The organism is Mesorhizobium loti (assembly GCF_003148495.1).
GTDB classification, from domain to species: Bacteria; Pseudomonadota; Alphaproteobacteria; order Rhizobiales; family Rhizobiaceae; genus Mesorhizobium; species Mesorhizobium loti.
The window spans coordinates 50,431-76,560 of record NZ_QGGH01000016.1 but is presented as its reverse complement, the minus strand read 5'-3'; the positions used below and the strand labels follow the sequence as shown (position 1 = coordinate 76,560).

Sequence of the window (26,130 nt, the reverse complement as noted above, 5' to 3'; positions counted from 1 at the left end):
TCATCGCGCGCGTCAAGCAAAACCGCGGTAACAATCGGGGGGTTTCAAACAGTACGACGCCACCATGGTGGCGCTGGCATCACGATAATGCCCTAGGGTTCACAACAGCATGACCGGATCATGGGAACTTGTGGGCCGCTTGCTTGCGGAGAACTGGGTGGCGTCACCGACACCCGTACACTCCGGCCTGGATCTGCTTGATCAGGGATTGATAAATTCGACGCGTCGCTCCCGTGCTGCGAGAACCCTCCTTATACTGGACCAATTAAAATCTCCAAAAGTGGCAGTTTAGTTTGGACCAGTGAACTGCAATATTGGCTTGCAGTCAGGGAAGCGATCGTGACTGGTCGCGCCGGTCATGGATTGCTTGCGCTCGAACTGATGGAGTTGCCTGGATGTTTGAGGGTCCCATCATCGACGGTCGAATTAAGAATATTGCATCGGGATTTAGAGCCGTGAGCGTCTACGTCGATGCCACTTCAGCTGGAGAAGGACGTTTCGATCCCCGATTGCTTGGTGAAGCCTGCGATTGCGCGTTGGCGGATGGCCCGGCTTGGGCAGAAGCTCATCTGGCGAGTTGGTCCGACGCCTACGTCGTCTTTGGCGCGAAGCCTAACCGTACGCCGTGCTCAGCCCAGGCCCTCAGAAAGCGGGTTCTGAAAGACGGCACTCTTTCGACGATCAACCCGATCGTCGATCTCTACAACGCCATCAGCCTGAAATACGCAGTCCCGGTGGGTGGAGAGAATTTTGACGCCTATGTCGGAAGACCCCACCTGACGATCGCTGACGGGAGTGAGACGTTCGACACCATGATGAATGGAGAGGCGGTCAACGATCCTCCCTTGCCCGGTGAGGTCATCTGGCGCGACGACATTGGCGTCACCTGCCGACGCTGGAACTGGCGACAGGGCACTCGAACCCGCCTGAAGACCCTAACAGGCCGGATGTGGTTCGTACTGGAGGCGTTGGAGACCATGCCGGACGATGCATTGGCAGAGGCGACGGATGCCATGGTCGGAGGGCTGAATGCCTTGATGCCTGGCTGCAAAATCGCGAGCCAAGAAATTGCCATCGCCGGATGAGGTTTCCGGTCGAGCGAGCGGATCGCTGGCCGCCCGGGGCATCCGGCGCGATCGATCCGATCGAGATTATCAAGGGCTGAGAGAATGAATGTCGATCTCCATCAGTTGCTCATCGTCTTTGCTGCATATGTCATTGCCGCGGGGAGCCCCGGCCCGAGCAACATGCGCATTATGGGGGTTGCGATGGCGCGCGGCAGAGGTGCTGCGCTCATGCTTGCCTCCGGCGTCGTCAGCGGCTCGATCTTTTGGGGTTTTATGGCCTCCACCGGCATCTCCGCCCTGTTGGCCAGGTACGCCCAGGCACTGCTCGTTCTGCAGGTTTTCGGGGGGCTTTACCTGCTATTCCTCGCCTTCAGGGCGGGACGGTCGGCGCTTACGTCGGACGAGAAGCTGGCGGTGCGCGCATCGACCGACCAAGTCGCTCTTTCGCGGGGTGAGCTCTATAGGAAGGGCCTCTTGATGCATTTGGCGAACCCAAAATCCGTGCTGGCATGGATCGCGCTCGTCACGCTGGGGATCGGCCCGAATTCATCGTGGCAAAGCATCGCGGCGATATTGGGTGGCTGCGCCATCCTAAGTGTCACGATATTCTGCGGCTACGCCATTGTCTTCTCCACACCGCCTATGGTGGCTCTATATCGCCGCTGCCGCCGCTGGATCGAAAGTCTGTTGGCGATGTTCTTCGCGTTCGCCGGGCTGCGTATGCTGCTTTCCCGTATGTAGTTTCGAAAGGAATGGATGATGACTTTGTTTCGCGGCCTGTCGGCGTTCCCCCTTACGCCAACCGATGCGGAAGGGCATGTCGACACCGAGGGTCTGGCTCGTTTTCTCGAGCGTATTCAACGCGCCGGAGCGGACTCCATCGGCCTTCTGGGGAGCACGGGCGGTTATGCTTACCTCACCAGGGAAGAACGCAAGCGTGCCGTTCAGGCTGCCGTGGAATGCATCGGCGGCAAAACGCCTCTTGTCGTGGGTGTGGGTGCATTGCGTACCGATGAAGCTCAGGCTTTGGCGCGCGATGCCAAATCCGCTGGCGCTGACGGCCTGCTCCTGGCACCCATGTCCTACGTTCCCCTGAACGAGGACGAAGTCTTCCAGCACTTCGTCGCGGTGGCCGAGGCGGGGGAATTGCCTTTGTGCATATATAACAATCCAAGCACCACGCGCTTCACATTCAGCGACGCATTGATCGCCCGGCTGTCGGAGGTGTCCAACATCGTCGCGGTGAAAATGCCTCTGGCGGCAAATGACGATTACGCGGGGGAACTGGCACGTTTGCGGTCGATGACGCCTGACACGTTCACAATCGGATACAGCGGCGATTGGGGCGCGGCGGATGCCCTGCTTGCCGGATGTGACACCTGGTACAGCGTTGCGGCAGGTCTGCTGCCGGTCCCGGCGCTTGCGCTGACGCGTGCAGCGCAGTCCGGCGACGCGGTGGAGTCCAGTCGGTTGAACCGCGCTTTCGGGCCGCTCTGGACCTTGTTCAAACACTACGGCAGCTTCCGCGTTATGTTCGTCATCGCCGACTACCTCGGTCTGGCGCACGTCCAGCCACCGCGCCCTATTTTGCCGTTGCCGGAGGACGCCGGAGATGACATTAGGCAGGCATTGGAGAAGCTCGAATAGCCGAGCACAGGGCATGCCCAGTGCCACTGCTAGTTAGGCACCCGCCGCGCGGGCGTTCCGCGCACCGTTCGAGATGGAAGTTAGGCGGCGCAGAATTGGATCGGGTTGGTCGCGCTTTGGCTTTGCGGTCTCTTCGGTGGTGAAATGGTCGCAACGTTATCGTGCTCCGGTAGCGCCGGGAAGATGGGCGGCCATCGCAAACGCGTTCTGCAGCCGCATCGAACTTTCATCCGCGACCAAACGACCGGAAGTAGAATTTCGAGCTGATCGTAGGCCGCTCGCTGCCTGAAGAGGGTGCTCCGCGCTACATCGGTTTCGTCTATGGCTATGATCGCGAGCCGCAACGGCGCATTCTCGACCATCTCAAGAAGCAGCCCGTCCAAGCCAATCAGGATATCACCCTCATCACCGACGGTGGGGAAGAATCGCCGACTGGTTCCATATCACCGTGCGCATCAGGGTCCTTCGGCAGTTCGTGCAAGGGCTCCAACCAGGACGAGCAGACCGGACAGGACCTGCTCGAAACTCTGCGCAGGATCAAATGGCATCTCTGGCATGTTGACGTCTATCGGGCCCGTCACGAAATCGCCGACCTGCAATTCGACGCGGAAGGTCTCGAAACAGGCTAGCCGAACATGCGCAAGTTCCTGACCGCCATCGGCGAGTTCACCAGGCCTACATCGCCTCCGACAGTGCCAGCCTGATTAATTACGGCGAGCGTTAGCGGTCCGGAGATCGCATCTCTTCGGCCCTCGTCAAGGCCACCGTCAACGCCGTTCCAAGCGGGTCGCCAACAAGCGGCAGATGCAGTGGAGCAGGATCGGCGCACATCTTCTGCTGCAAACCCGCACGCAGATCCTCGATGACCGTCCCGACGCGCTTGGCGTGCAGCCCCTCACCTCGCCCGCGCCCCGCGGTGGTTCTTGCCAAGAGACGCTCGCTCGCATCTAACGAAAACCGCCGCTGCATTTAGCTGCATCCATTGTTCGGATGCGTGCGATCCAAACAATCAATTTGTTCAATCAGCTTCTTGAAAGCTAACCCTTGTTTGGTGGAACATGGGCTCTGGTCGTCGACGCTGGCTTAATGCAGGGGCTGCACGCAGGAGATACAATGCACAGAGATCGCAAGCGGGTTAGCGGCATAATGGCTGGCCGACCGGTGTCATCCCCAGGCTGCTGCAGCGTGCGGCTTGTCTGTCCCTCCATGATCTCTCGGAAGACAGTTCCGAATACTGCGACCGGTTGCCCGCCTTGTGTGTCGCCTCGATCTCATAACCGATGGTGAGCTGCTCAATGGGCTATCCTTCACCGGATAAGAGATGAAGTGCGAACGCTCCTCGGGGATCATGCCGATCGTACGTACGTCCTGCTTACTCTGGTCAGGCATAGAGCGCAATTTGTTGGCCCAGCTATGAAACTCTTGCCGGAAGTTAGCTCTGCCGCGTGCGTGATGGCTTGAGCGGACTGACGCAACGAAGGCTCACGAGTATTCGGTTCCTGCCGTCATTATGACGAGACTCAACGGTACCTTCAACATCGGCGTGGTTCGACTCGCCGCGCGAAAACAGGCAAATCTCGATTGAATCCGTCACGCGGTGTCAGCCTGGCATTGGTGCCTTCCCTTCTCAACAACTATCAAATCAGCATTCACGGATAGCCCAGTTTCTCACGTGCCGTAACGCCGTGCCTTCAGTTTCCACGTTCGCGTCGAGCTCGCGAGTGGCCAGAGTTCGGAGAACGGTCGAAGTCTAATCGCCGCGAAATTCAACGGAGGGTCAGCGGGGCCACGGGGGCAAAGTGCGACGGTGTCTAAGCCGTCTTTATGAGGGGAGAGGTACACATGGTTTTCCTGTTCCAGCAGCATCCGGCCGCACATCGAAGCAATGAGGAGCTAGAATTCAGATCGGACTTTCGCAAGGCGCGCACCGCGCATCAAACGCCGTTTCGTTGTGAAAAAAGGCTCAGTACCGACAACGTTTTTGTAATCGCCCTGGCGGCCTCGTTTGCGCTCTTGTTCGGGATACAGAGGCAGGACCCACAGGTCGACGAGGCGGTCCTAAGTGAACTGCGAACGATTCAGATCAACTACGCATTGCTCCAGCGCGATGTCGCCCGCGCTCGAACCGACATGGTATTGGACTTCCGCCCCGTTGATTCTACCCTCCAAGCATTGCAAAGGAACGTTACAAACTTGCAACGCCTTGCCGGGATTTCGCCGGATGAGAGCTCCGGAGCGCACTCCAGGTTGCTTGCACAGCTCAAAAAGTCCGTCGAGAACACGGAGGCTGCCATCTCGGCAGCGGCTGCGCAAAATGAGCTTCTGCAAAGCTCTCTCGTACGGTTTGCTCGCTCGGTTAATCGCCTTGAGGGGGCGCCGTCCAACAGGCTTGAACTCTCCAATTTGATCCTTCAGTTTTCGGCCAGACTACCGGGATTCAGCCTCGCATCACAGATCGATCAGTCTCTCAGCCGACTTCCTCCGAGCCAGGACCAAGCCACCCACGATGTTGTCCGCAACGGCCGCGCTATCCTGTCCGCGTTGTCGAGAGTGGACCGCGCAGCCGATCGGATCGCATCCTTTAACACGTTCGCCAAGGCCGCCGAACTGGAGCGCGAATATCTGAAAGACTACAGCTTGGCCAGCGCGCAAGCGCAGCGCACACGACTTTTCTTTGGCTCGGTGTCCATATGCCTCTGCTTGTTTGCGATCATTCGGGCCTTCAGGCTGCATGTGCGGACGAACCGGTTGGAAAGGCGGCTGGAGCTTGAAGAGGCAATGCGTGAGATCGAAGCTCGCTTCAACGAAAGTAAAGCAAAGAACGCGTCGCCGCGCTTTTCAACGGAAGCAGCGCTTAGACTTGTTCAACGCGCTTTCGACGCGGATCACTGCGCGCTTGCTCAGGTGGATCCGAGTCTCAGCAGGCATACCGAGTGCTTTGTGACGAACACGTGCATGCGTGTCTGGAACGTCGCGCTTCTTGATGAAGTCGTTTCACTTGTCCGCGCCGGACGGCCAGTGTTTCGCGTCGTTCCGGCGGCGGAAATGGTTCGCACCGCCCTAGACACTTCCGGTGTTTGTCAAATTGTTGCTTGCAGGGCCTCCGATCAGCAGGCTGTGGTTTGCATCCTTGTTTTTGAACGAGATCGCTCACTCCCCTCAGCAGGCGACCTGTGGGTTCTTGCCAGTGCCATTGTGCGTTTGAGCAACCATCTTGAAATGCAACGTGTAAATGCCGAACGCGACCTTCTGGTGAGTCGATGGGAGCAGGTGGAAAGGCTGAGGACCGTCGGCACGATCGCAAGCGGCGCCACACATGAGTTCAACAATATTTTAGGCGCAATAATCGGATATTCAGAAATTGCCCAAGGTCTGGTGCGTCGCCCCTCCAGAATACGGAACCACATCGACCAAATCATCTTAGCTGGACACCGCGCCAAGCTGATCGTTGACCAGATCTTGTCACTCAGCCGAAACCGCAAGCGCGTTGCAGTGCCTTTCAACGTCTCCGAAATTGTCATGGATCTTGCGCCATTGCTGCGGGTTACAGTTCGTGCGGGTGTTCAGTTGAACTTCAGGATCAACGAGTGGCAAACGGTGGTCGAGGGCAGCCCAACCGAGATGCAGCAGATTCTCATGAACCTGTGCAAGAACGCGTCGGAGGCTGTCTTGAACGAGGGCCGCGTCGAGGTTAGCGTTTCTCGCGCCCAGGTGTGCCAAACCAAGCCGCTGGCTCAGGGCACCTTGAGACCTGGAGATTACGTTCTCCTCTCCATCAGCGACGATGGCCCAGGAATCGCAAGTTCGATACTTCCGCATGTCTTTGAGCCCTTTTTTACCACGCGCTCTCTCGTCGGCGGGACCGGGCTAGGTCTTGCTGCAGTTGACAGGCACGTGAGCGCGCTCGCAGGATACCTAGACGTCACCTCGGTTGTTGGCCGAGGTACGCGCTTTGATATCTACTTGCCAGCCTCCGAGGAGGAGCCAGTCAGCGCTGACGTCACTTTCGGCCCATACAGCGGATCACCGGCCAACGGCGGAATCATTGCAGTCGTGGAGCCCGATCCAGCAGAGTTGGAGATTCACAAGGACAATATCGCCGCGCTGGGTTATGAGCCGATCGGCTTCGCGACCTTCGAAAGTCTTTGCGGCTGGATCGAGAGCGGGAAGGCAGCTGACCTGCTGATTTTGGCGAAGACGCCTTTCCTCGAGCGAGGACGGGCAGAGTCCGTATGCCCGGCCATCATGACGGTGCCTTTCATAGTCATCGGTGACATCGACCCCACGCCGGTCACATCTGACAATCAGGCCTTCGTCCTTCGGCTAGCGAGACCGGTCTCGTCCAGGACAATAGAGCATGCGATTCGTATAATGATGATGGCGTGATGCCGCCGACTCGCTCATTCTATGCAAGTGTGAGAAGGCCTGGCAAAAGACATCGAAGCAGAACAAAACGACGCGTCGCATCACAATGGACTTATCGATCCCGAGACGTTGTTCTAGCCTTAGTGCTTGTTAAGGAGGTCGGCTACTGTCTCTCCCCGTCGCCGGGCATCGGCGGCGAGCCATACCTCTCCCACCTCGTACAGGTCACCTTGGGTGTGGAACGGCACAATGACGTCAACGGCAGCCGACAGCATGTCAAGAAGCGTTCGATCTTCCACAGCGGCTCCTTGCGGGCTGCTCTTGACGAGGGAAAAGAGCTTTTTGAAGCCCTGGACCGGATCAGCCCCATGGATCGTTGATATTGATCCCGCATGGCCGGAGACGACTTCGCTAAGGTAGGCCCATGCAGCATCATCGCGCATCTCGCCGAGCAATATTCGGTCAGGGCGCATGCGCAAGCTCGCTTGCAGCAGTTGCTCGGCTGTCACCGCACCTACGCCGGCTCGGTCCTTCGGATAGAGTAACCGGACATGGTTCTCGTGCGGGATTACAAGCTCCAGCGTGTCCTCGATACTTATCAGTCTCTCTTGCGGGGGTATAGCGTTGATCAAAGTCTTGCTCATTGTCGTTTTGCCGCTTCCAGTAGGTCCGCAAAGCAGCATCGTGAGCCGTCCCGAAACACACGCTTGCAAAAACTTCTCCAAGTCACCATCGTCGTATTGCTGAAGAATAGTTTGGTCCTGCCGCTCTTGGCGCTGTTTTCGTGACCGCCATTGATTCCAGCGTGAGTATTCGTAGCGAGAAGAAACTTCCTTCAGTTCGGTCACACGACTTGAAGGACGCCGTATCGTCAGGCTTACTGTTCCTGAGGGAACAGCGGGCGGCAAACAGATCTGCAGCCGCTCTCCGTTCGGCAGCTCAGTCGCACAGAGGGGGCTTTGCGGTCCGACATCTTGCTTGCGCAGCGCTCCAGCGAGAATCGCGATGTCCTCCAGATCGTTATAACCTAGTGGTAGCGGATGTTTCGTGAAGACGCCGGCTTGTCGCACAAACGCTTCCCCAGGCCGGTTGATAGCGACCTCTTCGGTCCTCGGCTCCTCAAGCCATTTCAGAACGGGGTCGAGAAGCAAACGCAATTGAGGGTCAGCCTCCGATCGCATTGTTGTCTCTCCGGCGTTGGCGATGTTGGGGGGCTGGCGCCACGACGGTTGCCGTGAGACCGTATACATCCGAGAAATCGAGGTCGCGAGCCACAAAGATGGATACAGCATCTCCCTGGTTTTTCTTCAGGGTTGGCGGGATGTTGACCGTCGCTCTCAGTGTCGTCTCGACGGCTTGTCCGCCATTGCTCTGGAAGCTGTTGATGCCGCTTCCTCCGCCAGAGCTCGCCGCGTATTGACCGGCCGCCTGGAACGCGCCTTGAAGGACGCTCATCAGCATTGCTCCGCCAAAGCGTTCCCGGAAGTGATTATCCACCGTGCCAGGCACTCCGGAGCGGCCGAGCTCGTCAGCGCCCGGCGATGCTATCGAAACGAGGGCATGGTCAGGTGTTTCGATGCGCGTCCACAGCACGAAGACACGCGCATCCCCCTGTTCGAGACCATGCTGGATCTCGCCAATCACGGTCGTCCCACGATCCAAGAGCACGACATTGTTGGTGGCGCCGCGGACGTCTTTAGGTAAGACGCACTTCACATAACCGGGTAAATTTGTGTCGACTGCCGTTTGCAAAAGGCAAGGAATGATCGTTCCCTGAGTAATCACGAGATCAGGGTGCGGCAAAAGTGTGGCCCGGCTCGGCTCCTGTATGTCTGGCTTCAATCGGCCCGACAGGTCGCCACCGATCGAAATCTCATCCGCGGTCGCGGGAGCATCCTTGTGGTCGTCTTCGCTCCGCTGAGCCACGTCGGGCTTTTGACTGCTGCTGCTGTAGGCGAAAATTGGTGACTCCTCGGGCGGCGGTTCAGCTGCCGCGGGTTGCGGCGTGGATGGCGCAGGATCTGCCGCCTGCGCCGCCTTTGCGGGTGCTGGAGGTTCGGGAGCAAGCTCAATAGGCACGGGGCGGAACGGCTCGGCGTTCGGGGAAATTGGCGGGTTTGGCTGAGATGGTTCGTCTTGTGTGCTGGGACGACTTCCGAGCCAGATGAGCGACAGAGATGAGATGAGAACAAGACCGGCGACGGCCAATTTCTGTGATCCCGAAACATGCCGGCGGGCCGGCTCCGAGACCAACGATCCGGATGCATTTACATCGTGTCCCGACTGTGGGCCGGTTTCATTCATCGGCCCGAGCCTTTCAAAACGCGCCACACGTCGGGTCTCACTGTACCGGTCCCCGGCGCTTGTCCAACAGGATCATATGCCCTGTTGAAAATCGACAATACCGTATTGCCATCTCTCAGACGCCATTCCCGGGCGACTGCGGATACTTCAACATAGTCGCCTTTGACTGTGAAGTTGGCAGCGGCTTCCTTGCCGTCGGGATTGATAATGTAGAGGGAGGGTATACGGGAATTGCTTGCGAAGCCAAATACGGTGGTAAAGCCATTGTCGAAAACCTGCAGCGGCGCCAGCGATCGATCGCCCTTTGCGACGTAGTGAAAATTGCTTTCGTCGGAACTGGCAGTTGTACCGGGCCGATTCAACAAATCCTGAACCCTCTGTTCCTGCAGCACCTTTGCCCGGGCCTGACCAAGAATCGAGCGCTTTTCTGCTGCCTGTCTCAAAGCAGCGGCCTCATCACCGGGATAAGTGAACTGCACACTGTAGTATAAGTCAGGTTGCTGCTCATCTAGTTTTGGCATCGCTCTCGTTGAAATGCTGAAGACATATCTGCGGGTACCGGACTCACTGTCGGCCAGAACGACGACCGGCTGCGGCGGCAGGATCCGGCTGGCCTTAAAGAACAGGTAGTTGGCGCGTGGGAGCGCAGCCAAGTCTTTGCTATTGGAAACGGCCACGGCTGCGACGGTCTCGTTGGCCGCGAATGTGACGACCAGCGTTGCCCCCACCGCGGTCGACAGGCGCACCACTTCGTCGGGACGGTAAGCCAAGTAGCGCATCCGCGCATCATGCTTGCCGGCAAGCGGGGTGTCTTCCGCGGAAGCCTCCAGCGTTAAGAGTAGTGAACAGGCCAGGGCGAGAAACGCTCTTTTTGTCATGGCTGCACGTCACCCAGGTTCGACACGCTATCTTCCGAGGTTTGATAGGAAGTGACGAGTAGACCTCCCGGATTGGTGAGCCTTGATTGGGCAGGCAGATCTGTCAGGCGCTCGTAGCGGATGGTTGCTGTCCAGGTGGTCACCAGCGGCATCTGCCCATCGATGGAAAGGGTGCGTTTGTATCGGATCTGTTGAACGTCCGGACTGATGTCGTTTGAGGAAATATGCCCGACTTCGAGCTTGCCGAGCTTGCCGACTGTGACTTGCGGCGAGGTGGGATTCGGATAATTGAAGAAATCTTGATATTGCTGCCGCACAGCCGGTGCGCTGAAACTGGATACGAGGTCATAGCCGTATTGGGCGGAATCGGCTGTGTAGCTCTCGCGCAGGCGTACATATTCCCACAGCGAAGCATTTATGACGGCTCGCTCTTGGGTTGCCGGCAGTCGAGAGACTGACACTTCGCTGTCAACTGTTCCATCCGGGCGTACCCAGAGGAACACAGGTACGAGCTTGGCCAACGGGACCATGGCAGCGATGGTAAATGCCTGCGCAACATTTCCTAGGACCGCCGCTGCCGCAAAGGCTATGAGGGCCTTTGACAGGCGCCGCGCAGACTTCGCTCGTGAAGTTTGAAACGCTTCCACCTTCTTATAGTGGGCGGCTAGCGTTTCTCTCTCCACCAGAAGGGCATGTTCAGGAAATTTCACTTGGGCTCTTTCGCACATTCGACTTGAAGATCTTCAGGGGAGGTTTCCCATTGTCCCACGTTCAGTTGGAATGGCGAACCCGTGCAGGTCGCAAGCTTATCGGTTGTCTTGCAGGCCGCCAAAGCCAGTATTGACAAAAGTAGATAGTATTTCATGTTGAGGTACCGCGCTTGTCGATTGATTAACCACCTGCCGTTTTGGCAATGCGGCGATTGAGGCTGCTAAGAGATTGGTTCGCACCTGCCCAAGAACCGCCGGCTATGCTGCTGGCGATCGTCGGAAGCGCGACGATCAAAGCGTCACCAGCTAGGAAAAGCATATCGAGCTCGTAAAGCCCGATGATCTTGGCTGCTGTCGTACCCTTGTATTTGATCACCGCAAGCATGACTCCCAGCGCGACTGATTCGGCCGCGATAACTATCGTTGCAACGATGTTGAGGAGGACAAGCAGCAGCCCGTATGAGAGCAGTTGGCCGATCCATCTGGTAGCCATGTCTCGAGTGTGATCAAAAAGATAGCCTACAAGAACGAGGGGGCCGATCGCCAGGAGCACCTTCGTCAGAATTCCAACGGCATCATAGATCTCGAACGCTGTCCAGAGCGAGCCGTACAAAATCCATTGCGCTCCCTGGAAGGCAAGTATGTCCTGCTGATTCATTGGCCCAATTTCGGAAGCAATCCGCTGAAAGGCACTCTGACTTGCAGCGAACATTACGTCGAGCTTCTGGGGGATACCGATGAAGGGCAAGGTGCTTCCGCTGATCTGGTGGGCAAGCTTTGGAATCGTGTCGTCGAAGACCGATTCAATGTACAGCTGATAGTTGGCCTGCCCTAAGATGAGGGCGACGACAATCGATACCGTGACTACGCGCGAGATACCTCCGCGCGCGTCGACTTGACCGCGCATGACCAGAAAGCCTTGGATTATGATCCAGAGCGTGACGCACGCAACCAGAGGCGCACTGACCGCCTCTTGGACGTTTCCAATCACTTTGTGCAGCCCCACCGTAAAGGCCCCATGAAAGATCGCGTGTATGGCCGTGAATGGCGCAGGAATTCTGAAAACCATTGCGTGAACCTTATTTGCCCCTGATCAGCGCAGATGAGCCGGATGAACTAAGCGTCGCTACTCAAACATTCTGGCGGTGTCCTGGCGTTCGCGACGCTGCATCGCGGCCTCCTCTGCGGCGTGAAGGCTCGCTTGTGCAGTGGCCATCGTCAGCAGACTCGTGGCCTGGACATTTTGGATAATCGCATCATGAATCTGCTTGAGGACCAGACCGTTGGTGACGGTGGCCTGCACAATATTTCCCGAGCGGGAAAGCTGACCAAGCGTGTTGTCATTGGCCTTAAGGCGCTTGTCCATTACGCCCAGAGTGTCGGCTGCAAGAGCTGCGGCATTGATGGCACCAGCGATTTGTCCCTGTAACAGTTTCGCTTCCGAATCCGTGCCGTCGACTTTCCGGTTTGGGTTGTCCGCAATTGCACGCGCTTTAATCGAAGTTGGCGCCTGACCCTCAAACATCTGCCTCTCAAGCTGATTGCCCGACGGGTAGTGATTTCCTTGGTTCAGTGAACTTAGCAGCCCCGTGACACCGAATGACGAACTTAGTATCTCCACCATTTCCATCGTGGAAGCGAGCGTCTGGGCTGACTTTATCAGGATCTGCGCGGTGGAAACCGCTGTTAATCCCGCTTGTGTTACTACCGCCGGGTCGATGACGACAAATTGCGACCGGGCCTGTCCGCTAAGTAGAAAGGAAGCGGCAAGCGTCGTTGCTGCAAGCGTGGGAAATCTCATGAATATTCCTCCGTCAGTCTTGAATTTCGTGGTAACGAGTCATGAACTTGTTGAGCCACGCACTTGGGGCATCTCCGTGCTGGTCACGAAGCTGGTCGACAAAGCGCACGGTGTTGGCCCGCCCCGAGAGTACGGCTACATACTCGCGCATCTGGCCAAGATCGAATTCGCAAACAACACTCCCGCTCTCGCGCTTGAGCAAAAACTTGCGGCTGCCAATTGCCATTCCCTGGCGGATTGCCTCGAACTCCTGCGTGGTGCACTTCAAGCCATCGACATACGCGGCCCGGTCGGCCGTCGGTGATGGGTAGAAGATCTTGGTCATGCATTGTGCAACGAGACTGGCTCCGAGGGGCGATTCAAGCACGTGTTCAGGCTGCTGCGTTGCGAGTATCAACATGCCGTTGTTCTTGCGGACGGTGAGCAGGAACTTGTCGATAACAGCCGAGAACTGCGGGTTGAGCAGATAGAAGCGAAATTCGTCGCAGCTCATGACGAACCGACGGCCATCGACAACAGCGCCCACGCGGTGAAGAAGATATGCGGCGGCCGGCGCACAAACCTCCTCAAATTCCAGGAGCTGCGTCATGTCGAAGCCGGTAATGGAGGCATCCAGCCTGACTTCGTCCTCATCGCCGTCAAAGGCCCATCCAAGCGCATTCCCTCTACACCACCGCTGCAGCCGTGCTCCCGCGCCCTCCGAGGGGCTGTGCAGCAGGAATTCGCGCAGGCCCGCAAGTGAGCGCATGGCGGGTTCGAACGAAAGTTGACGAAGAATGCCACGTTCCAGTCGACGGCTTTCCTCCGGCGAGATCGGACCACGGCCGTCACTCTCGATGAGGGCCATCAGCCATTCGCGCAGAAAGTCCAACGAGGCGGAGGTGTTGTCCAGTCCGCGCAGAGGGGCCAAGCCGCTCGGAGCGCCTCTGCGCAACGCAAGGTATGTCCCTCCCGTGGCTCGCACCAGCAGTTCACCACCCCGGTCTTTATCGAAAAAGACGATGGCACCATTGCGATCGACCACGCTTTGCTCAAGCATCGCGAGGATAAAGGTCATCAGCGTCGTCTTGCCTTTGCCGACGGGTCCGAATATCGCCGTCATGCCGACGTCATTCTCATGGGGGATGTAGTCGAAAGACGTTCCACCGTTTGTGCGAAAGCGCGCAACAGCTTTGCCCCAGTGGCCGGAGCTGGAACCGCTGGGGAAGTTCTCAAATGAGACAAGCCCGGCAAAATTGTACGAGGTGATCGCCCCGGGGCGCGTGCGCCACCTGTTGTTCCCCGGGAGTTGGGACCAGTACGCGGCCTCCATGCCGATACCCTCTTGGACGATAACGGCGCCTGTGTCGGCCAGCCTTGCGCGCGCATTTGCTGCGCGATCTGCAAGGCTATTGAGGCTGTCGCCATAGACGCACAGGCTCAGATGATGCGAACCCATGACGAACTCGTTGCTTGCCAGTGCGTCCTCTGCCTCGGCAAGTTCATTGATCTGGGTGAGAGCCTTGTCGCCGGCGCTCGTCATCTGGCTGGATTTAAGGCTAAGCTTCGCATGAGCTTGTGGCCGAGTGAGGAAGGAAAAGCTCTGGCTCAGGACAAGCGGGAAGTTGGCGGACAGTAAGGGATTTAGCATGCCTGGCCGCGTCGTCGCCGGATATTCACGGAACGAAAACAATGATCCCACGGAGCTATCCCCGGGTCTTCGAATCTCAAGCGCCCGCTTCCCGCAGATGACCCGATCAGTGTAGATCGAGGCGCCAAGCGAGCCGGTAACCATCGGAACCGGAAGAAACCGGCAAGTCATTATCAACCGAAGCGCCTCACCAATTTCCGTGAAGAGCACGTTGCCTTTCTCGCGAATACCCAACCGGCGCAGACCGTAACCGCCGAGTGAGCCAGCAATGATCTGCCAGAGGTCCTCCAGGCTTCGCATTTGTGTGGCCAGATCGTTGTCATTCCGTCTGGGGGATTTGGCAATGCGCCAGCCTATCTTGCCGATTGCGGTGCGGGGGGACACGACGATAGTGAGGAAGTGATCGTTGCGAAAGAGCTTGCCCGACAGCACATGGCGCTCATAGGCCTCGCTCAGACTGCCAGCAAATGCACTTTGAAACTGGCGCGATGCCGGCTCCGGCACATCGTTATTGCGCACAAGATGAGCGTATAGCGTGACATTGTCATCCGCGATGTTGCGCAAGAGAGTGTTGAACGCGCGGCAGCGCGAATTGCGCATCTCTGCGTCTTCCAAATCAAAGGGCAGGCCGTTCACGTGTGCCATGGCCATGATCGATCCGTCTTCCAGCAGGACAACCTGATCGCTGAGATGACCGACATACGGAAGATAGATCTCGCCAGATCTCTCGGTCCGGCCACTGGCGCCAAACATTACACCATTCCTCTTCCGCGTTTCGGCACTCTGATCGGATTGGCGCTGACGCTCGCGCCACCCCAGACCGGCCCGTCCACGCTTCTGCCGGCAGTCTGCAAATAGAGGAGCGCGACGCTTGCGGCGTTATAGTCACGCTCAACCACCAGCCGTGCCCCGAACCAGAGTGGCACGAGCACGATTTCATAAAGTGGGTTTTGAAGGACAATGATGACGAGACCAGCCAACATCATCAGCAATCCGGCCAGCGTCAGCGGCACCCCCAGAAACAGTGCGGGGCGTGTCGCCGCCACATAGAGGGTGCTCACTTCCAACCGGTCGCTCATCAGCCACCGCCTATGAGCGCCTTGCCCAGGAAGCTGGCGCCGAACATGATGACGATCCCTCCAACGACACCCGCAACCAAGCCAAGTGAAGCACGACCGAACATCCAAGAGATGCCGATGGCCACGAGTCCGAGCACGGCCAGTGATTGTCCGAAGGGGCCAAGTATGAAGGTGCAGATATTCTGGACCATCTTGGCGGGATCCGTCCCTCCGGTCACCTGAGCCGAGGCTGGCCCGATGGAGAAGACCGTCCACGCGGCGCCTGCAGCAGCGGCCGGTACATATTCAGCCGCCGTGCGCAGCATGGAAAAAGGCGAAGGAACACGCGTTTTAAGCGCACGAAGTATTTTGAGTGGCGTCATCATTGTATCTCCATGGTTCAATCGAATACGAGTTTGTTCGGGTTCGAGGATTCCCGCTCTTCCGCAGCCTGGCTGCCTGTCGGACCGGAGGGATCGGCCCCGGAGCGGTTTGACTCATACGAGCCCCAGATGTCCCAAGAATTTCGTTTGGGCTGCTTTCCATTGGCCTGTTGGCTCTGTTGGAGCAGAGGCGGCACGGCTTTCCGACCGGGTGCCTCAAGGTGTGGCGCATCTTGAGCGGTCGGCTCCAGGGTTGGCTCGGGGTGACTCGAGATGTCCTTTGCGGCTGACTCGACCTTGCGTACATAACCGTTGGTGAAGCCACGCGTGACGTCGCCCGTGTTGTAGGCCGAGATGGCACGGCGAAGCGCCAGTTGCTGCGCCGGAGCAGTCGTGCCGCCGGCATACCGGCTTTCAAGCAAGTGGGCGGCGGCCGATAGCGAGGCGCAGGGCTCGAAAGCCTTTTCCGGCGTGAGATTGAGGAAGGAAAAGTTCTTGCTGTTTATCTGCATCAATCCGACATCGACAGAATGTTGTGCTTCGAGGCGGTTCTTGATGCCCCGCGTCGCTTCCAGGCGGTCTATCCAGCGAAGCTGCTCACCTGTGGTGTTGTCATGAGCCACCAGCGTTTCAAAGCCACTTTCAATTTTGGCAATCGCGGCGAGCGTGGACGGCGCAACCCAGGGAGCGCATTTGCGCGACAGGCGGTGGAATTCACGGGGCGAAAGTGGCGCGGGCTCGGCGGGGAATGACATGGATGTCAACAGGGCGATGGCCAGCGGCCAAGCTGCAATGAACATTCCTATCCCCTACCTTTCCAAGCGTCCGGACCGGTTCTGGCCCTGTCCGGCACGCGCTTATCGGGCAGGTTTGTTACTGCGTGATGTTCAAGTTCAGCTTTTCGGTTTCAACTGAAGCAAAGAGCTTGTTCATGTCCGGGTGCATGGGCACCTTGCGCATGCGCGGGTTGCGCGGGCGCGATCAGCCGGCACATCTCGACCATCGTGGTGGACCATTCCTGCGCGGGATTGCCCGCCCCGGCCGTCCGTTGCTCCTGCAGCGTCAACTGCGACTTGGCATGGGCGGTGATGGAATCTTGTGTCAGCGCCTGGCCGAAGGACAAAATGGGGAGCTTGGCGGGTTCATCTCAGGCTGCGGAAGCTTGGGTCGATCGAACGCGAGAACCGACTAGGGCGCCGAGCTGCCCAATGTTGCGGCATGCTGCCGTTGTTGCAAGAGACAGCCATGCGCCCTGCATACTCAGGCATTGGTTGAAACCGCGAGTTCGTCCGCGAAGCTCGTCGGAGGCGCAAAATACGCGGGGACGAGGGTCAACTGGGAAGACGTGGCGGCGCAGCCGGCCTGGTGCGAGACCTGGTTCAGCTGTTCGGCCGCGCCGCGAACTGGTGGGTCACGCACAGTCCCATCGGCAGAAACCGCAGGCGGATTGACGCAGTCCGACAGCGCTCTCGACAAGTACAGTGACAGGCTCAAAAGGAAGGTATTGCATCAACTGAGAAATGTTAGCTCGCAAGGTAACCGTAACCGTAACCGGACCTGCCGATCGCCGGGAACAGGATTGGCGCCGCCGGCCACCTCCCAATGACCTGCCTTGGGCAGGAGACATACCGGTGGCACAAGGCCACTATAGCGAATCACGGCCGTTCTTCGGCCAACCGCCTCTGCGATCAGTCAACCGCCGCGGTGCTCCACCGCGTCGGAGCCGCACGCACGAGCGGGAGGATTTCGAGGTGATCCAGGTCCGCAAGCGCCAGAAACGCGAAGAAGATGCAAGGACATGGCAAGCGACCGGGCGTCCGTGCCGTCGTAATCAAGTGGTGTTGGCAGGCCTACACCAACGGCGGAGCTCGCGAATAAGCGAAGGACCACTCGGCAGGGTCATACCGGCGCTTGCAGCTGTGTGGTGGCCACCGGCTGCCTGGATGCGGTCAATTCGCTGTGGATGAAAAGACCAGGCCGAGCAACGGCCTCACATTGGCCGCACGCACCGGCGAGTGGCAAGGGGCAGCTGTCCTGCGTCGGTGCCCCAAGGGTTGCTCGGCAACAGCTTTAGACAAGGGGATTCAAGATTGAAGGTGAGCCGTTGAAACATGTTCTTGTCATTGACGATGATGCCGCAATGCGACGCCTCATCTCCCAGTATCTCATGATGCATGCCTTGAAGGTGACCGCAGTCAACGATAGCAAGCAGTTTAACTACGTTCTATCGCATGAGCCAGTCGATCTCGTGGTTGTTGACCTCAACCTCGGCCGGGAGGATGGGCTTGCCATCGTCCGCAACCTCGCGACGAAATCGGATTTACCCATCATAGTGATCAGCGGCGACCGGCTTGATGAGGCGGAAAAAGTCGTTGCGCTGGAGCTCGGCGCAACCGATTTCATTCCCAAGCCTTTCGGGCTGCGCGAGTTCTTGGCCCGCATTCGAGTAGGGCTACGCCAGCGCATTTCCAGTCCGCGAACGAAAGATCATCGCTCATTTCGGTTCGGAGCCTGGAAGCTCAGCGTCAAGCAGCGGCGACTGATCTGTGCGGAGCGTGGCGAAGTCAAGCTTACCGCATGTGAGTTCAACCTGCTGATCGCGTTCCTGGAGAACCCCCGCAATGTCCTATCCAGAGAACGGCTTTTGCTCGCGAGCCGTGTGCGTGGAGAAGAGGTCTACGATCGAAGTATCGATGTCCTAATCTTGCGCTTGCGCCGAAAGCTGGAGGCTGATGCGGCCAATCCAAGGCTAGTCAAGACATGCCGTGGTGCAGGGTATTTCTTCAACGCTGACGTAGACGTTAGCTACGGAGGCACCTTGGCCGCGTGACAGGAGCTATTCTGGAGATTGGCTGATGAAGCGTGGCGGTGTTTTCTGGCGGCCCTTAGCTCGGCGCCTGGATGTCTGACCCAAGGCAGCATCTCGTCGATCTGGCTGGGATGGCTGTTGACGATCCTGGTGGTGAGGACGTCGGCGAGATAACCGAGTGACTCGACACCATCGAGCCTGCAGCTTTCGATCAACGACGCAATGACCGCCCAGTGTTCGGCACCGCCGTTCGAGCCGGCGAAGAGCGCGTTCTTGCGGACGGATTGAGCGCTCGACGGTGTTGTTGTCGATCTCGGTGCGACCGTCGTCAACGAAGCGCGAGAGGCCTTCGCAGCGTGAGAGCGTGTAGCGGATTGCCTTGGCGACCTTGGTCTTCTGACCGATCAGGCCGAGCTTTCACGCAGCCAAGGTTCAAGATGGCGACAATAGCGCGGCTATTTTCCCGACGCGTCGCACGGCGTTCATCGGCCGGTCGGCCGCGGATATCGTCCTCGATCTTATTGAGGTGGGCGATCGTCTCAGCGCCTCGCTGGCGATCGGCGAGTTCCAGGCCTACATCGCCTTCCAACAGTGCCAGTCTGATCAATTGCGGCGAGAGCTACCGGTCCGGAGATCGCATCAGCCTCTCCGTCGCCAAAAGAGCTGTTCTGCTTAGCCGTCGAGCTCAACGCCCAGCGTCGGAGCGCTCTCTGCTCCTGAAGGAAGCCATGAGGTCCGCTCGGGCTTGATCGGAGGCTTGGCCGATGGACGTTGTGTTTGCGTCGCTCGGCTGCCGCCCGATGGCGAGGCTTTGCGAATTGTCAGTCCTCTGCCTTTTCGCCGGTCTCAACGGCGCTGTGTAACGTTCAGTGTTGATGATGACGCCCCCGCTGTTCACGCGGTTGCTCCTGTGCAGTGTACTCGTCAGCTTGTCCTCGGCCTCGCGCGTCTGGCCCAAGTGCCGTTCCAACGGCGCTGGCGCGACCTGTCTGGCTTGCTGCTCTTGCAACGCGGCGTGTTGCACCTGCGACCCGGCTGCTGCCAAAGCTTCGGCGGGGCTTGCGGCAAGCTCGTGCGGCAAGCGGCCCTCTCTCAGTCGGTTTTGCAGCGCCTGCCGATCGGCGACGAGGTAGTTGAGGTGCAGCGGCAGCTGCTGGTCTGGCCGCTCTTCGTTCGCCAATCGACGAACCAGCTCGCGCGTGCCGTCCACCACGAAGACGCCGCAGTCAACAGCGTTTTTCTGCTGCGCCATGTCGGGTGTTACCAGGGTCGCGTCCAGTCTTGTAGCGAGCTTTCGTGCAGGCGCGTCGTTGTATCGCTGTTCATTTTGCTGGATGGAGTCGTAGTGATAGGCGACCGCTCTTTCCGGATCGCGGCGATCTACGAGGAGCAGCGACCAATGGGTGCCGCGGTCAATACCCACCCCATCGTTCACTGGCACGAACAGGAAGTCGGATGGGCCGGCGTTTCGATTATAAATCGACTGCAATGTGCCTCGCGCGTCTTGCTGCTCCATGTGGCGCAGCAGATGGGAGACCGACGGATCGACCAGCCGCGTCCGGGCGGCGAGCGCTGGATCGGCCTGCTGCAGCTGCTGCTCGAGGAATTCGTAATCCCTCTGGATATGTTCGTCGCCCAGCAGTTGGGTGGCCCCGAGCACCGCCCCCCGGGGGAGATTGGACGAGCCTGACGGAAGGGCTTCGATGTGTGCATCGGAGGAGGTGGTCAGATCGACCAACGGAACCCCGAGATGGGTGTCTGAGAGCCTGGCGGTCGCTGGCAAGGCGGGTCCCGGAGCCCTTGCCGGTACTGCTGCCGCTCCAGCTTCCCTTATCGCTCCGCGATGGAGGAGCCAAACGTCGTTGCCCCCCTCCGGCCTCCGGGCGGTGTAGCCGTGACCATTAATATCGAAGTGCCATTCCGGCTTTTCCGCATCTGGCAAGAGGCCATGGCGGTCCAAGAAAGAGAGCATTGCGTCTGGGACGCGTTGAGTCCCATGGGAGAAGTCTTTGGGGACGGCGAACGAAACGTTTATGGAGTCCTCGATCGCAGCCGGGGGCGCCTCGGACCTTGCTGAGGGCGCGGCTCCCGCATGCAGGCTTCCAATGTGTTCGGACCCTGTCCCTTGAACCGGTACCCCTTGCAATGGCAATTCACCCAACTGCCGCATGGGGGGCTGCATCGGCACGCGGCCGCCTTCGCTCGGCGGCTGCTGAATGGCGATGCTTTGCGGATTATCAGTCCCCTGCCTCTCCGCCGGCCGCAACGGCGCCGTCGAATGTTCATTGTTGATGATGAACCGCTCGGGTGGCAGGAGGTTGCCCTGGTCAAGCGCATCCGGCCAGGGCCGGATCTGCTGTTGGCTGGCAGCCAAGACTGGCGGGGCGGCGGCCTCAACTCCGGCGTGCCCAGAGCCGGCCGCTGCCAAAGCGTCCGCCACGATCCTGTCTGACGCAGGCTTCGCATCGCGAACCCGTTCAAGCGCCAAGCGGAGAAAATCGTTGCCTGGAAACAACGCCTCGGCGAATTTGATCCGTGAATCATGATCCAGCCCAGAGATCGTCTGGCCCCGCCTCTCAAGCGCCTCAGAAAATCTGCGAAGACTACGACCATAGGCAACACGGGTGCTTGGGGCCAAGCTGCTGTCACTGGTCACTTGTTCTAAGACATGCGCATCTGCCTTTGAAGGCACCGCCACTGGCCACCGGCCAGTCGCTGAATAGCCCGGCTCATGATACGCACGCAGGACGTTCAACGCCGGCCTTATATCCTTTATGTCAGTGTTTTTTGGAAAGAAGGTATCGAGGTGATCGACCAGGGATTGGTGATTTTTTAGATCAGTCGCTTGGCCACGAGCGCCGAGATCATTCGCCAATCGGCGAAGCGCATACGAGTATATTCGGAGCGTCGGCGCGCTATGGTGTTGCTGAGCCTCGGCATGGGCGATCGCCTTATCAATCACGTCCCGGTGTTCGTCGGACAAGTGGGGATAGCGGTTAGCCGGGGCACCAACAGACGCTGAATAGCCCGGCTCATGATACGCACGCAGGACGTGCAACGCGCTCTTCATATCATCGCTTTTCGGAAAGAAAGCATCGAGGTGATCGACCAGGGATTGGTGATTTTTTAGATCGGTCGCTTGGCCACGAGCGCCGAGATCATTTGCCAACCGGCGAAGTGCATACCTGTATTTTAGGACCGTGCTCTCGCTATATTTTTGCTGAGCCGCAGCGTGGGCGATCGCCTTATCGATAAGGTCCCGGTGTTCGTCGGACAAATGGGGATAGCCGGTGGCACGGGCGCCACTCGCGACAGGTTCGGCTCGGCGCGGCTCGGCCACGTGCTGCTCAAAACCCGCTTGCCGCGCTTGGCCAGCATCCGGCAAGGGGCCAGGGCGGTTCAAGGAAGAGAGCATCGCGTCTGGGACGCGTTGGGTCCCATGGGAGAAGCCTTGGGGGACGGCGAATGAGACGTTTATGGAGTTCTCGATGGCAGCGGGGGGTGCCTCAGCCCTTGCGGAGGGCGCGGCCTCCGCATGCAGCCTTCCGATGTGTTCGGACCCTGTCCCTTGAACCGGTACCCCTTGCAATGGCAATTCACCCAATTGCCGCATGGGAGGCTGCATCGGCACGCGGCCGCCTGAATTGCCGATTTCGCGCGGCTGCTGCTGAATGGCGGCGGCTTGCGGCGTATTCAGGGCCCTCTGCCTCTTCGCTGGCCGGAACAGCGCTGTGGAATGTTCGTTGTTGATGATGCCCCCCTGGGGTGGCAGGTGGTTGCCCTGGTCAAGCGCATCCGGCGAGGGCCGGATCTGCTGTTGGCTGGCAGCCAAGACTGGCGGAGCGGCGGCCTGAACTCCGGCGTGCCCAGATGTTGCGAAAGCGTCCGACACGCTTCTATTGGGGTCCTCCGGTCCAGCACGCATCCCTGGGTTGCTGAGCGAAGACGAGGCGGCTTGATCATCCTGCCGCTGCTGAAGCACTTCGCGGAACTCCTGTTCCAGTCGCAGAAGCTCCTCTGGATTGGTTGGCGGCTTGTGAGCTCGATTATCGAACAGCGGCCGCAAGGCCTCGGGAATCTCCGCATTGTGAACCCGCTGCAGCGCCAAGCGGAGTTTCTTGTTGCCTGGAAACAACGCCTCGGCGAGTTCGGTCCGCGAATTGTGATCCATCCCAGAGATCGTCTGGCCCCGACTCTCAAGCTGCTCAGAAAATCTGCGAAGAAGACGACCATAGACGACACGGGTGCTTAAGGCCAACTCGCTGTCACTGCTTAATTTTTCCAAGATACGCGCATCTGGCTTTGAAGGCACCGCCGCTGGCCACCAGCCAGTCGCTGCATAGCCCGGATCATGATACGCACGCAGGACGTTCAACGCCGTTTTAATGCTCTGGTCATTCGGAAAGAAAGTATCGAGGTGATCGACCAGGGATTGGTGATTTTTTAGATCAGTCGCTTGGCCACGAGCGCCGAGATCATTCGCCAATCGGCGAAGCGCATTCGAGTATATTCGCAGCGTGTCCGCGCTCTGGTTTTGCTGAGCCGCAGCGCGGTCGATCGCCTTATCAATAACATCCCGGTGTTCGGCGGACAGATGGGGATAGCTGGCAGCAGGGCCGCCAGCAGTCGCTGAATAGCCCGGCTCATGATACGCACGCAGGGCCTTCAACGCGCTCTTCATATCAACGTCTTTCGGAAAGAAGGCACCGACGTGATCGACCAGGGATTTGTGATTTCTTAGATCGGTCGCTTGGCCACGAGCGCTGAGATCATTCGCCAACCGGCGAAGTGCAAACGTGTATTTTCGGGCCGTGGTCTCGCCATATTTTTCCTGGGAGTGGGCGATCGCTCTATCAATAAGGTCCCGGTGTTCGTCGGACAGATGGTGATAGCGGGAAGCACGGGCGCCACTCGCAAAAGGGTCGGCTCGGCGCGGCTCGGCCACGTGCTGCTCAAAGCCCGCTTGCCGCGCTTGGCTAGCATCCGGCAAGGGGCCAGGGCGGTCCAAGAAAGAGAGCATTGCGTCTGGGACGCGTTGAGTCCCATGGGAGAAGTCTTTGGGGACGGCGAACGAAACGTTTATGGAGTCCTCGATCGCAGCCGGGGGCGCCTCGGACCTTGCTGAGGGCGCGGCTCCCGCATGCAGCCTTCCGATGTGTTCGGACCCTGTCCCTTGAACCGGTACCCCTTGCAATGGCAATTCACCCAATTGCTGCATGGGGGGCTGCATCGGCATGCGGCCGCCTGAATTGCCGATTTCGCTCGGCTGCTGCTGAATGGCGACGGCTTGCGGCCTATCCACGGCCCTCTGCCTCTCCGCTGGCCGCAACAGCGGTGTGGAATGTTCATTGTTGATGATGCCCCCCTGGGGTGGCAGGTGGTTGCCCTGGTCGAGCGCATCCGGCGAGGGCCGGATCTGCTGTTGGCTGGCAGCCAAGACTGGCGGGGCGGCGGCCTGAACTCCGGCGTGCCCAGATGTTGCGAAAGCCTCCGACACGCTTCTATTGGGGTCCTCCGGTCCAGCACGCATCCCTGGGTTGCTGAGCGAAGACGAGGCGGCTTGATCATCCTGCCGCTGCTGAAGCACTTCGCGGAACCCCTGTTCCAGTCGCAGAAGCTCCTCTGCATTGGTTGGCGGCTGGTGAGCTCGATCATCGAACAGCGGCCGGAGCGCCTCGGGAACCTCAGCGCTGAAAGAAGGCGAGGCGGCTTGCTCATCCTGCCATTGCTGAAGCACTTCGCGGAGCCCCTGGTCCAGTCGCTGAAGCTCCTCTGGATTGGTTGGCGACTCGTCAGCTTGATCGAACAGCCTCCGGGCCTCGGCAAGGTGCTGCTCAACGCCCACTTGCCTGGCCTGGACCGCTTGATCCTCTTCCAAGCCGGCGTCCTGCACCTGCGGCAAAGCTGTTACACGGGATGGATTACTATTTCGCTGGTCCACATTAGCCTCGCATCAAACTGTATCGTCAAAAATCCTGCGCCAATTCACGCAGCGGGTCATCGAGTTGAGATTCTGCCGAGAGCCCCTCGTCCGCTATCGTCAAGGGTACCGGCTCCGGGAGGGCGCCTGTCTGGCTTTCGAAGATGCGTTTAAGGATGCGGTCCGAAAAATATCGCACCTTCCTCAATTGCAATGGTGGCAGGCCTTTGATGAGAACAATCTCGTAGTCTTCATCGAGCAGCCGAACCTGTTCGGGACGCAGCAGCGGTGCACCTTGATGCGAATTCTGAATGTTCCAATCGAACGTTCGCGCCTGGCTGGCAAGGCCGTGAACGGGATTCGAGGAGAAACCGTCACTTACCATGGCCGAGACCTCAACGGCCGGAGCGATCTCTGCTTCTGGAGGCAGCCATTAGATCCTCGCGGGCGTGATTATAGGGGTGACTTAGGGACTGCCCGATTTCACCACCCCGCCGCAGCTGTTGACGGGAGGTTTGCGGGCCTACTGTATCACGGACTGAAGCCGCAATACCTGCTATGTGGTCGTCCAAATTCGCATTCCGTTCCTCTACTGCATGCCGCGGCGGAGGCATGTGCGGCAAGATATCTTGCATGCCGGGAACTGCGTGAGCTTGGGCCTGTTGATTTGCGTCGAACTGGTGATACACCGCCAATTCCGGCGGCGCGACAGGAGGCCGGGGCAGCGAGTCCAGTTGGTTGGCGGCCACCAGAACTGATTCCACTGCGTCTTGGTGCGTGCGCGAGGAAGGATCCATTCCGTAGGCTCCCTGAATCATCAGTGATGCGATTTCCTTTTGTTGGTCTTCAGGAATACGGGACAATGCGTTGCGTACACTATCAGCGAACTCGGGTGAGATCACTTGTACTTCTGCATATTTTTTCCACGATACGGGTGCGTTTTGCTTCCGGCGCAAATCGTTGGCAGTCTGTTCATTTGTGTCCGGATGCACGAACGGAATCAACCCCTCAACACGGTTTTTCAGGAATTCGGCGGTGCTTTTGTCCATCGACCAATGACCTTCCTTGACCGGCACTCCGCTCCATGCGCTGTCTTTCAACCGAACAGCGGGACCGTTGGCCCAGGCATCCATAACCACGGTCGACCTCGGGTCGCGGCTTCCGCGCCGCAGTTCGTTCCAAATGTGACCCGCCTTGACTGGGATCTCATCACCTTCGTCGGTTATCTCTTTCATTGACACGGAAGCACTAGAGGTCATACTCCGCTCGTCGGCCGCCATGTGTGGGGCGTGGACGATAGCGGAAAGGGGAGCGGTCTGATTGCAGCACGCCGCTCCCATGACTACGGCCACTGCAACCTTAATGTTGTCGTCTGCTCCCATCATTGCAACCGACGATCCGATGCTGTTGTGGCCGTGAGAGGGAATGTCGTCCACCTTAACGTTTCCCCGGCCATGCTTGAGCAGCAGGCGAACGTCGTGAACTGTTTGCCCCGCTGTCGCGAGTCTTATCGGGCTGGTGACGTCGTCACCGACGACACACGCTCCCATATGATAGG

At 58.7% G+C, this 26,130-nt stretch carries 19 protein-coding genes and 3 pseudogenes; 6 read left to right on the top strand and 16 right to left on the bottom strand.

All coding sequences use genetic code 11. From position 1 onward, the window contains the following. Positions 1 to 395 precede the first annotated feature (395 nt). From C8D77_RS32050 to C8D77_RS32025, 5 genes and pseudogenes are all read left to right on the top strand, one after another. The gene (locus C8D77_RS32050) at positions 396 to 1,085 is read left to right on the top strand and encodes a B3/B4 domain-containing protein (protein ID WP_097572440.1); all 690 of its coding nucleotides are present in this window, start codon (positions 396 to 398) and stop codon (positions 1,083 to 1,085) included. Between the two features lie 84 nt (positions 1,086 to 1,169). Continuing rightward, positions 1,170 to 1,808: a LysE family translocator gene (locus C8D77_RS32045; protein WP_027056312.1), complete on the top strand. Its 639-nt coding sequence runs from the start codon at positions 1,170 to 1,172 to the stop codon at positions 1,806 to 1,808. An 18-nt stretch (positions 1,809 to 1,826) separates the two neighbouring features. Next, positions 1,827 to 2,714 carry a dihydrodipicolinate synthase family protein gene (locus tag C8D77_RS32040; RefSeq protein WP_027056313.1) on the top strand — a complete coding sequence of 296 codons (888 nt, stop codon included), beginning with the start codon at positions 1,827 to 1,829 and terminating at the stop codon, positions 2,712 to 2,714. Positions 2,715 to 2,968: 254 nt separating this feature from the next. Next, positions 2,969 to 3,578 (top strand): annotated as a pseudogene (locus C8D77_RS32030) (ISKra4 family transposase); the annotation flags it as partial. 978 nt (positions 3,579 to 4,556) lie between these two features. Continuing rightward, positions 4,557 to 7,100 (top strand): two-component system VirA-like sensor kinase, encoded by a 2,544-nt coding sequence (locus C8D77_RS32025; RefSeq protein ID WP_109671468.1) that lies wholly within the window; start codon positions 4,557 to 4,559, stop codon positions 7,098 to 7,100. A 119-nt stretch (positions 7,101 to 7,219) separates the two neighbouring features. Here the strand turns inward: C8D77_RS32025 and virB11 are convergent, their stop codons facing one another. From virB11 to C8D77_RS37370, 12 genes are all read right to left on the bottom strand, one after another. Next, entirely contained in the window at positions 7,220 to 8,260 is a 1,041-nt protein-coding gene (virB11, locus tag C8D77_RS32020) for a P-type DNA transfer ATPase VirB11 (protein ID WP_027056317.1), read from the bottom strand. Next, positions 8,244 to 9,383: a type IV secretion system protein VirB10 gene (virB10, locus tag C8D77_RS32015; RefSeq protein ID WP_027056318.1), complete on the bottom strand. Its 1,140-nt coding sequence runs from the start codon at positions 9,381 to 9,383 to the stop codon at positions 8,244 to 8,246. The genes virB11 and virB10 overlap by 17 nt, the downstream gene beginning before the upstream one ends. Next, positions 9,380 to 10,261, bottom strand: coding sequence for a TrbG/VirB9 family P-type conjugative transfer protein (locus tag C8D77_RS32010; RefSeq protein ID WP_027056319.1), 882 nt, complete (start codon positions 10,259 to 10,261; stop codon positions 9,380 to 9,382). The genes virB10 and C8D77_RS32010 overlap by 4 nt, the downstream gene beginning before the upstream one ends. Beyond that, on the bottom strand, positions 10,258 to 10,971 hold the full coding sequence (locus tag C8D77_RS32005; protein ID WP_027033433.1) for a type IV secretion system protein VirB8: 714 nt from the start codon (positions 10,969 to 10,971) through the stop codon (positions 10,258 to 10,260). Before C8D77_RS32005 ends, C8D77_RS32010 begins: the two co-directional genes overlap by 4 nt. After that, the gene (locus C8D77_RS32000) at positions 10,968 to 11,126 is read right to left on the bottom strand and encodes a type IV secretion system lipoprotein VirB7 (protein ID WP_080680416.1); all 159 of its coding nucleotides are present in this window, start codon (positions 11,124 to 11,126) and stop codon (positions 10,968 to 10,970) included. The genes C8D77_RS32005 and C8D77_RS32000 overlap by 4 nt, the downstream gene beginning before the upstream one ends. A 26-nt stretch (positions 11,127 to 11,152) precedes the next feature. Further along, positions 11,153 to 12,040, bottom strand: a complete 888-nt coding sequence (locus C8D77_RS31995) for a type IV secretion system protein (protein ID WP_027056320.1) — start codon at positions 12,038 to 12,040, stop codon at positions 11,153 to 11,155. A gap of 57 nt (positions 12,041 to 12,097) precedes the next feature. Then, positions 12,098 to 12,772, bottom strand: a complete 675-nt coding sequence (locus tag C8D77_RS31990; RefSeq protein WP_027056321.1) for a TrbJ/VirB5 family protein — start codon at positions 12,770 to 12,772, stop codon at positions 12,098 to 12,100. A 13-nt stretch (positions 12,773 to 12,785) separates the two neighbouring features. Then, positions 12,786 to 15,155 carry a type IV secretion/conjugal transfer ATPase VirB4 gene (gene virB4 / locus C8D77_RS31985; RefSeq protein ID WP_027056322.1) on the bottom strand — a complete coding sequence of 790 codons (2,370 nt, stop codon included), beginning with the start codon at positions 15,153 to 15,155 and terminating at the stop codon, positions 12,786 to 12,788. Further along, complete coding sequence (locus C8D77_RS31980; protein ID WP_019856520.1) at positions 15,155 to 15,481, bottom strand: type IV secretion system protein VirB3; 327 nt, start codon at positions 15,479 to 15,481, stop codon at positions 15,155 to 15,157. The genes virB4 and C8D77_RS31980 overlap by 1 nt, the downstream gene beginning before the upstream one ends. Continuing rightward, positions 15,481 to 15,786 (bottom strand): pilin major subunit VirB2, encoded by a 306-nt coding sequence (virB2, locus tag C8D77_RS31975; RefSeq protein WP_245436993.1) that lies wholly within the window; start codon positions 15,784 to 15,786, stop codon positions 15,481 to 15,483. The genes C8D77_RS31980 and virB2 overlap by 1 nt, the downstream gene beginning before the upstream one ends. 74 nt (positions 15,787 to 15,860) lie before the next feature. After that, the gene (locus C8D77_RS31970) at positions 15,861 to 16,643 is read right to left on the bottom strand and encodes a type IV secretion system lytic transglycosylase VirB1 (RefSeq protein ID WP_027056324.1); all 783 of its coding nucleotides are present in this window, start codon (positions 16,641 to 16,643) and stop codon (positions 15,861 to 15,863) included. Positions 16,644 to 16,750: 107 nt separating this feature from the next. Then, entirely contained in the window at positions 16,751 to 16,966 is a 216-nt protein-coding gene (locus C8D77_RS37370; RefSeq protein WP_133117143.1) for a hypothetical protein, read from the bottom strand. 981 nt (positions 16,967 to 17,947) lie between these two features. Between C8D77_RS37370 and virG the strand changes: the two genes are divergently transcribed. Then, positions 17,948 to 18,673, top strand: coding sequence for a two-component system response regulator VirG (gene virG / locus C8D77_RS31965; RefSeq protein WP_027033428.1), 726 nt, complete (start codon positions 17,948 to 17,950; stop codon positions 18,671 to 18,673). Here the strand turns inward: virG and C8D77_RS31960 are convergent. The 4 genes and pseudogenes from C8D77_RS31960 to C8D77_RS38165 all read right to left on the bottom strand — a co-directional run. After that, a pseudogene (locus C8D77_RS31960) lies at positions 18,649 to 19,216 on the bottom strand (IS66 family transposase); the annotation flags it as partial. The gene virG and the pseudogene C8D77_RS31960 overlap by 25 nt on opposite strands. 121 nt (positions 19,217 to 19,337) lie before the next feature. Next, complete coding sequence (locus C8D77_RS31955; RefSeq protein WP_425453778.1) at positions 19,338 to 24,554, bottom strand: Ulp1 family isopeptidase; 5,217 nt, start codon at positions 24,552 to 24,554, stop codon at positions 19,338 to 19,340. Between the two features lie 64 nt (positions 24,555 to 24,618). Further along, positions 24,619 to 24,912: pseudogene (locus C8D77_RS31950) on the bottom strand (type IV secretory system conjugative DNA transfer family protein); the annotation flags it as partial. 55 nt (positions 24,913 to 24,967) lie between these two features. Continuing rightward, positions 24,968 to 26,008, bottom strand: a complete 1,041-nt coding sequence (locus C8D77_RS38165; RefSeq protein WP_245951939.1) for a type III secretion protein — start codon at positions 26,006 to 26,008, stop codon at positions 24,968 to 24,970. Between the last annotated feature and the right edge of the window lie 122 nt (positions 26,009 to 26,130).

What these genes read in the sequence shown, in the direction of transcription:
- C8D77_RS31980 (WP_019856520.1), bottom strand. Translation starts at nt 15,481, where the DNA reads ATGAGCGACCGGTTGGAAGTGAGCACCCTCTATGTGGCGGCGACACGC.
- C8D77_RS32045 (WP_027056312.1), top strand. Translation starts at nt 1,170, where the DNA reads ATGAATGTCGATCTCCATCAGTTGCTCATCGTCTTTGCTGCATATGTC.
- virB11 (WP_027056317.1), bottom strand. Translation starts at nt 8,260, where the DNA reads ATGCGATCGGAGGCTGACCCTCAATTGCGTTTGCTTCTCGACCCCGTT.
- C8D77_RS32010 (WP_027056319.1), bottom strand. Translation starts at nt 10,261, where the DNA reads ATGACAAAAAGAGCGTTTCTCGCCCTGGCCTGTTCACTACTCTTAACG.
- virB10 (WP_027056318.1), bottom strand. Translation starts at nt 9,383, where the DNA reads ATGAATGAAACCGGCCCACAGTCGGGACACGATGTAAATGCATCCGGA.
- C8D77_RS31995 (WP_027056320.1), bottom strand. Translation starts at nt 12,040, where the DNA reads ATGGTTTTCAGAATTCCTGCGCCATTCACGGCCATACACGCGATCTTT.
- C8D77_RS32025 (WP_109671468.1), top strand. Translation starts at nt 4,557, where the DNA reads ATGGTTTTCCTGTTCCAGCAGCATCCGGCCGCACATCGAAGCAATGAG.
- C8D77_RS32050 (WP_097572440.1), top strand. Translation starts at nt 396, where the DNA reads ATGTTTGAGGGTCCCATCATCGACGGTCGAATTAAGAATATTGCATCG.
- C8D77_RS32040 (WP_027056313.1), top strand. Translation starts at nt 1,827, where the DNA reads ATGACTTTGTTTCGCGGCCTGTCGGCGTTCCCCCTTACGCCAACCGAT.
- virB4 (WP_027056322.1), bottom strand. Translation starts at nt 15,155, where the DNA reads ATGTTTGGCGCCAGTGGCCGGACCGAGAGATCTGGCGAGATCTATCTT.
- C8D77_RS31970 (WP_027056324.1), bottom strand. Translation starts at nt 16,643, where the DNA reads ATGTTCATTGCAGCTTGGCCGCTGGCCATCGCCCTGTTGACATCCATG.
- virB2 (WP_245436993.1), bottom strand. Translation starts at nt 15,786, where the DNA reads ATGCTGCGCACGGCGGCTGAATATGTACCGGCCGCTGCTGCAGGCGCC.
- C8D77_RS32000 (WP_080680416.1), bottom strand. Translation starts at nt 11,126, where the DNA reads ATGAAATACTATCTACTTTTGTCAATACTGGCTTTGGCGGCCTGCAAG.
- C8D77_RS31990 (WP_027056321.1), bottom strand. Translation starts at nt 12,772, where the DNA reads ATGAGATTTCCCACGCTTGCAGCAACGACGCTTGCCGCTTCCTTTCTA.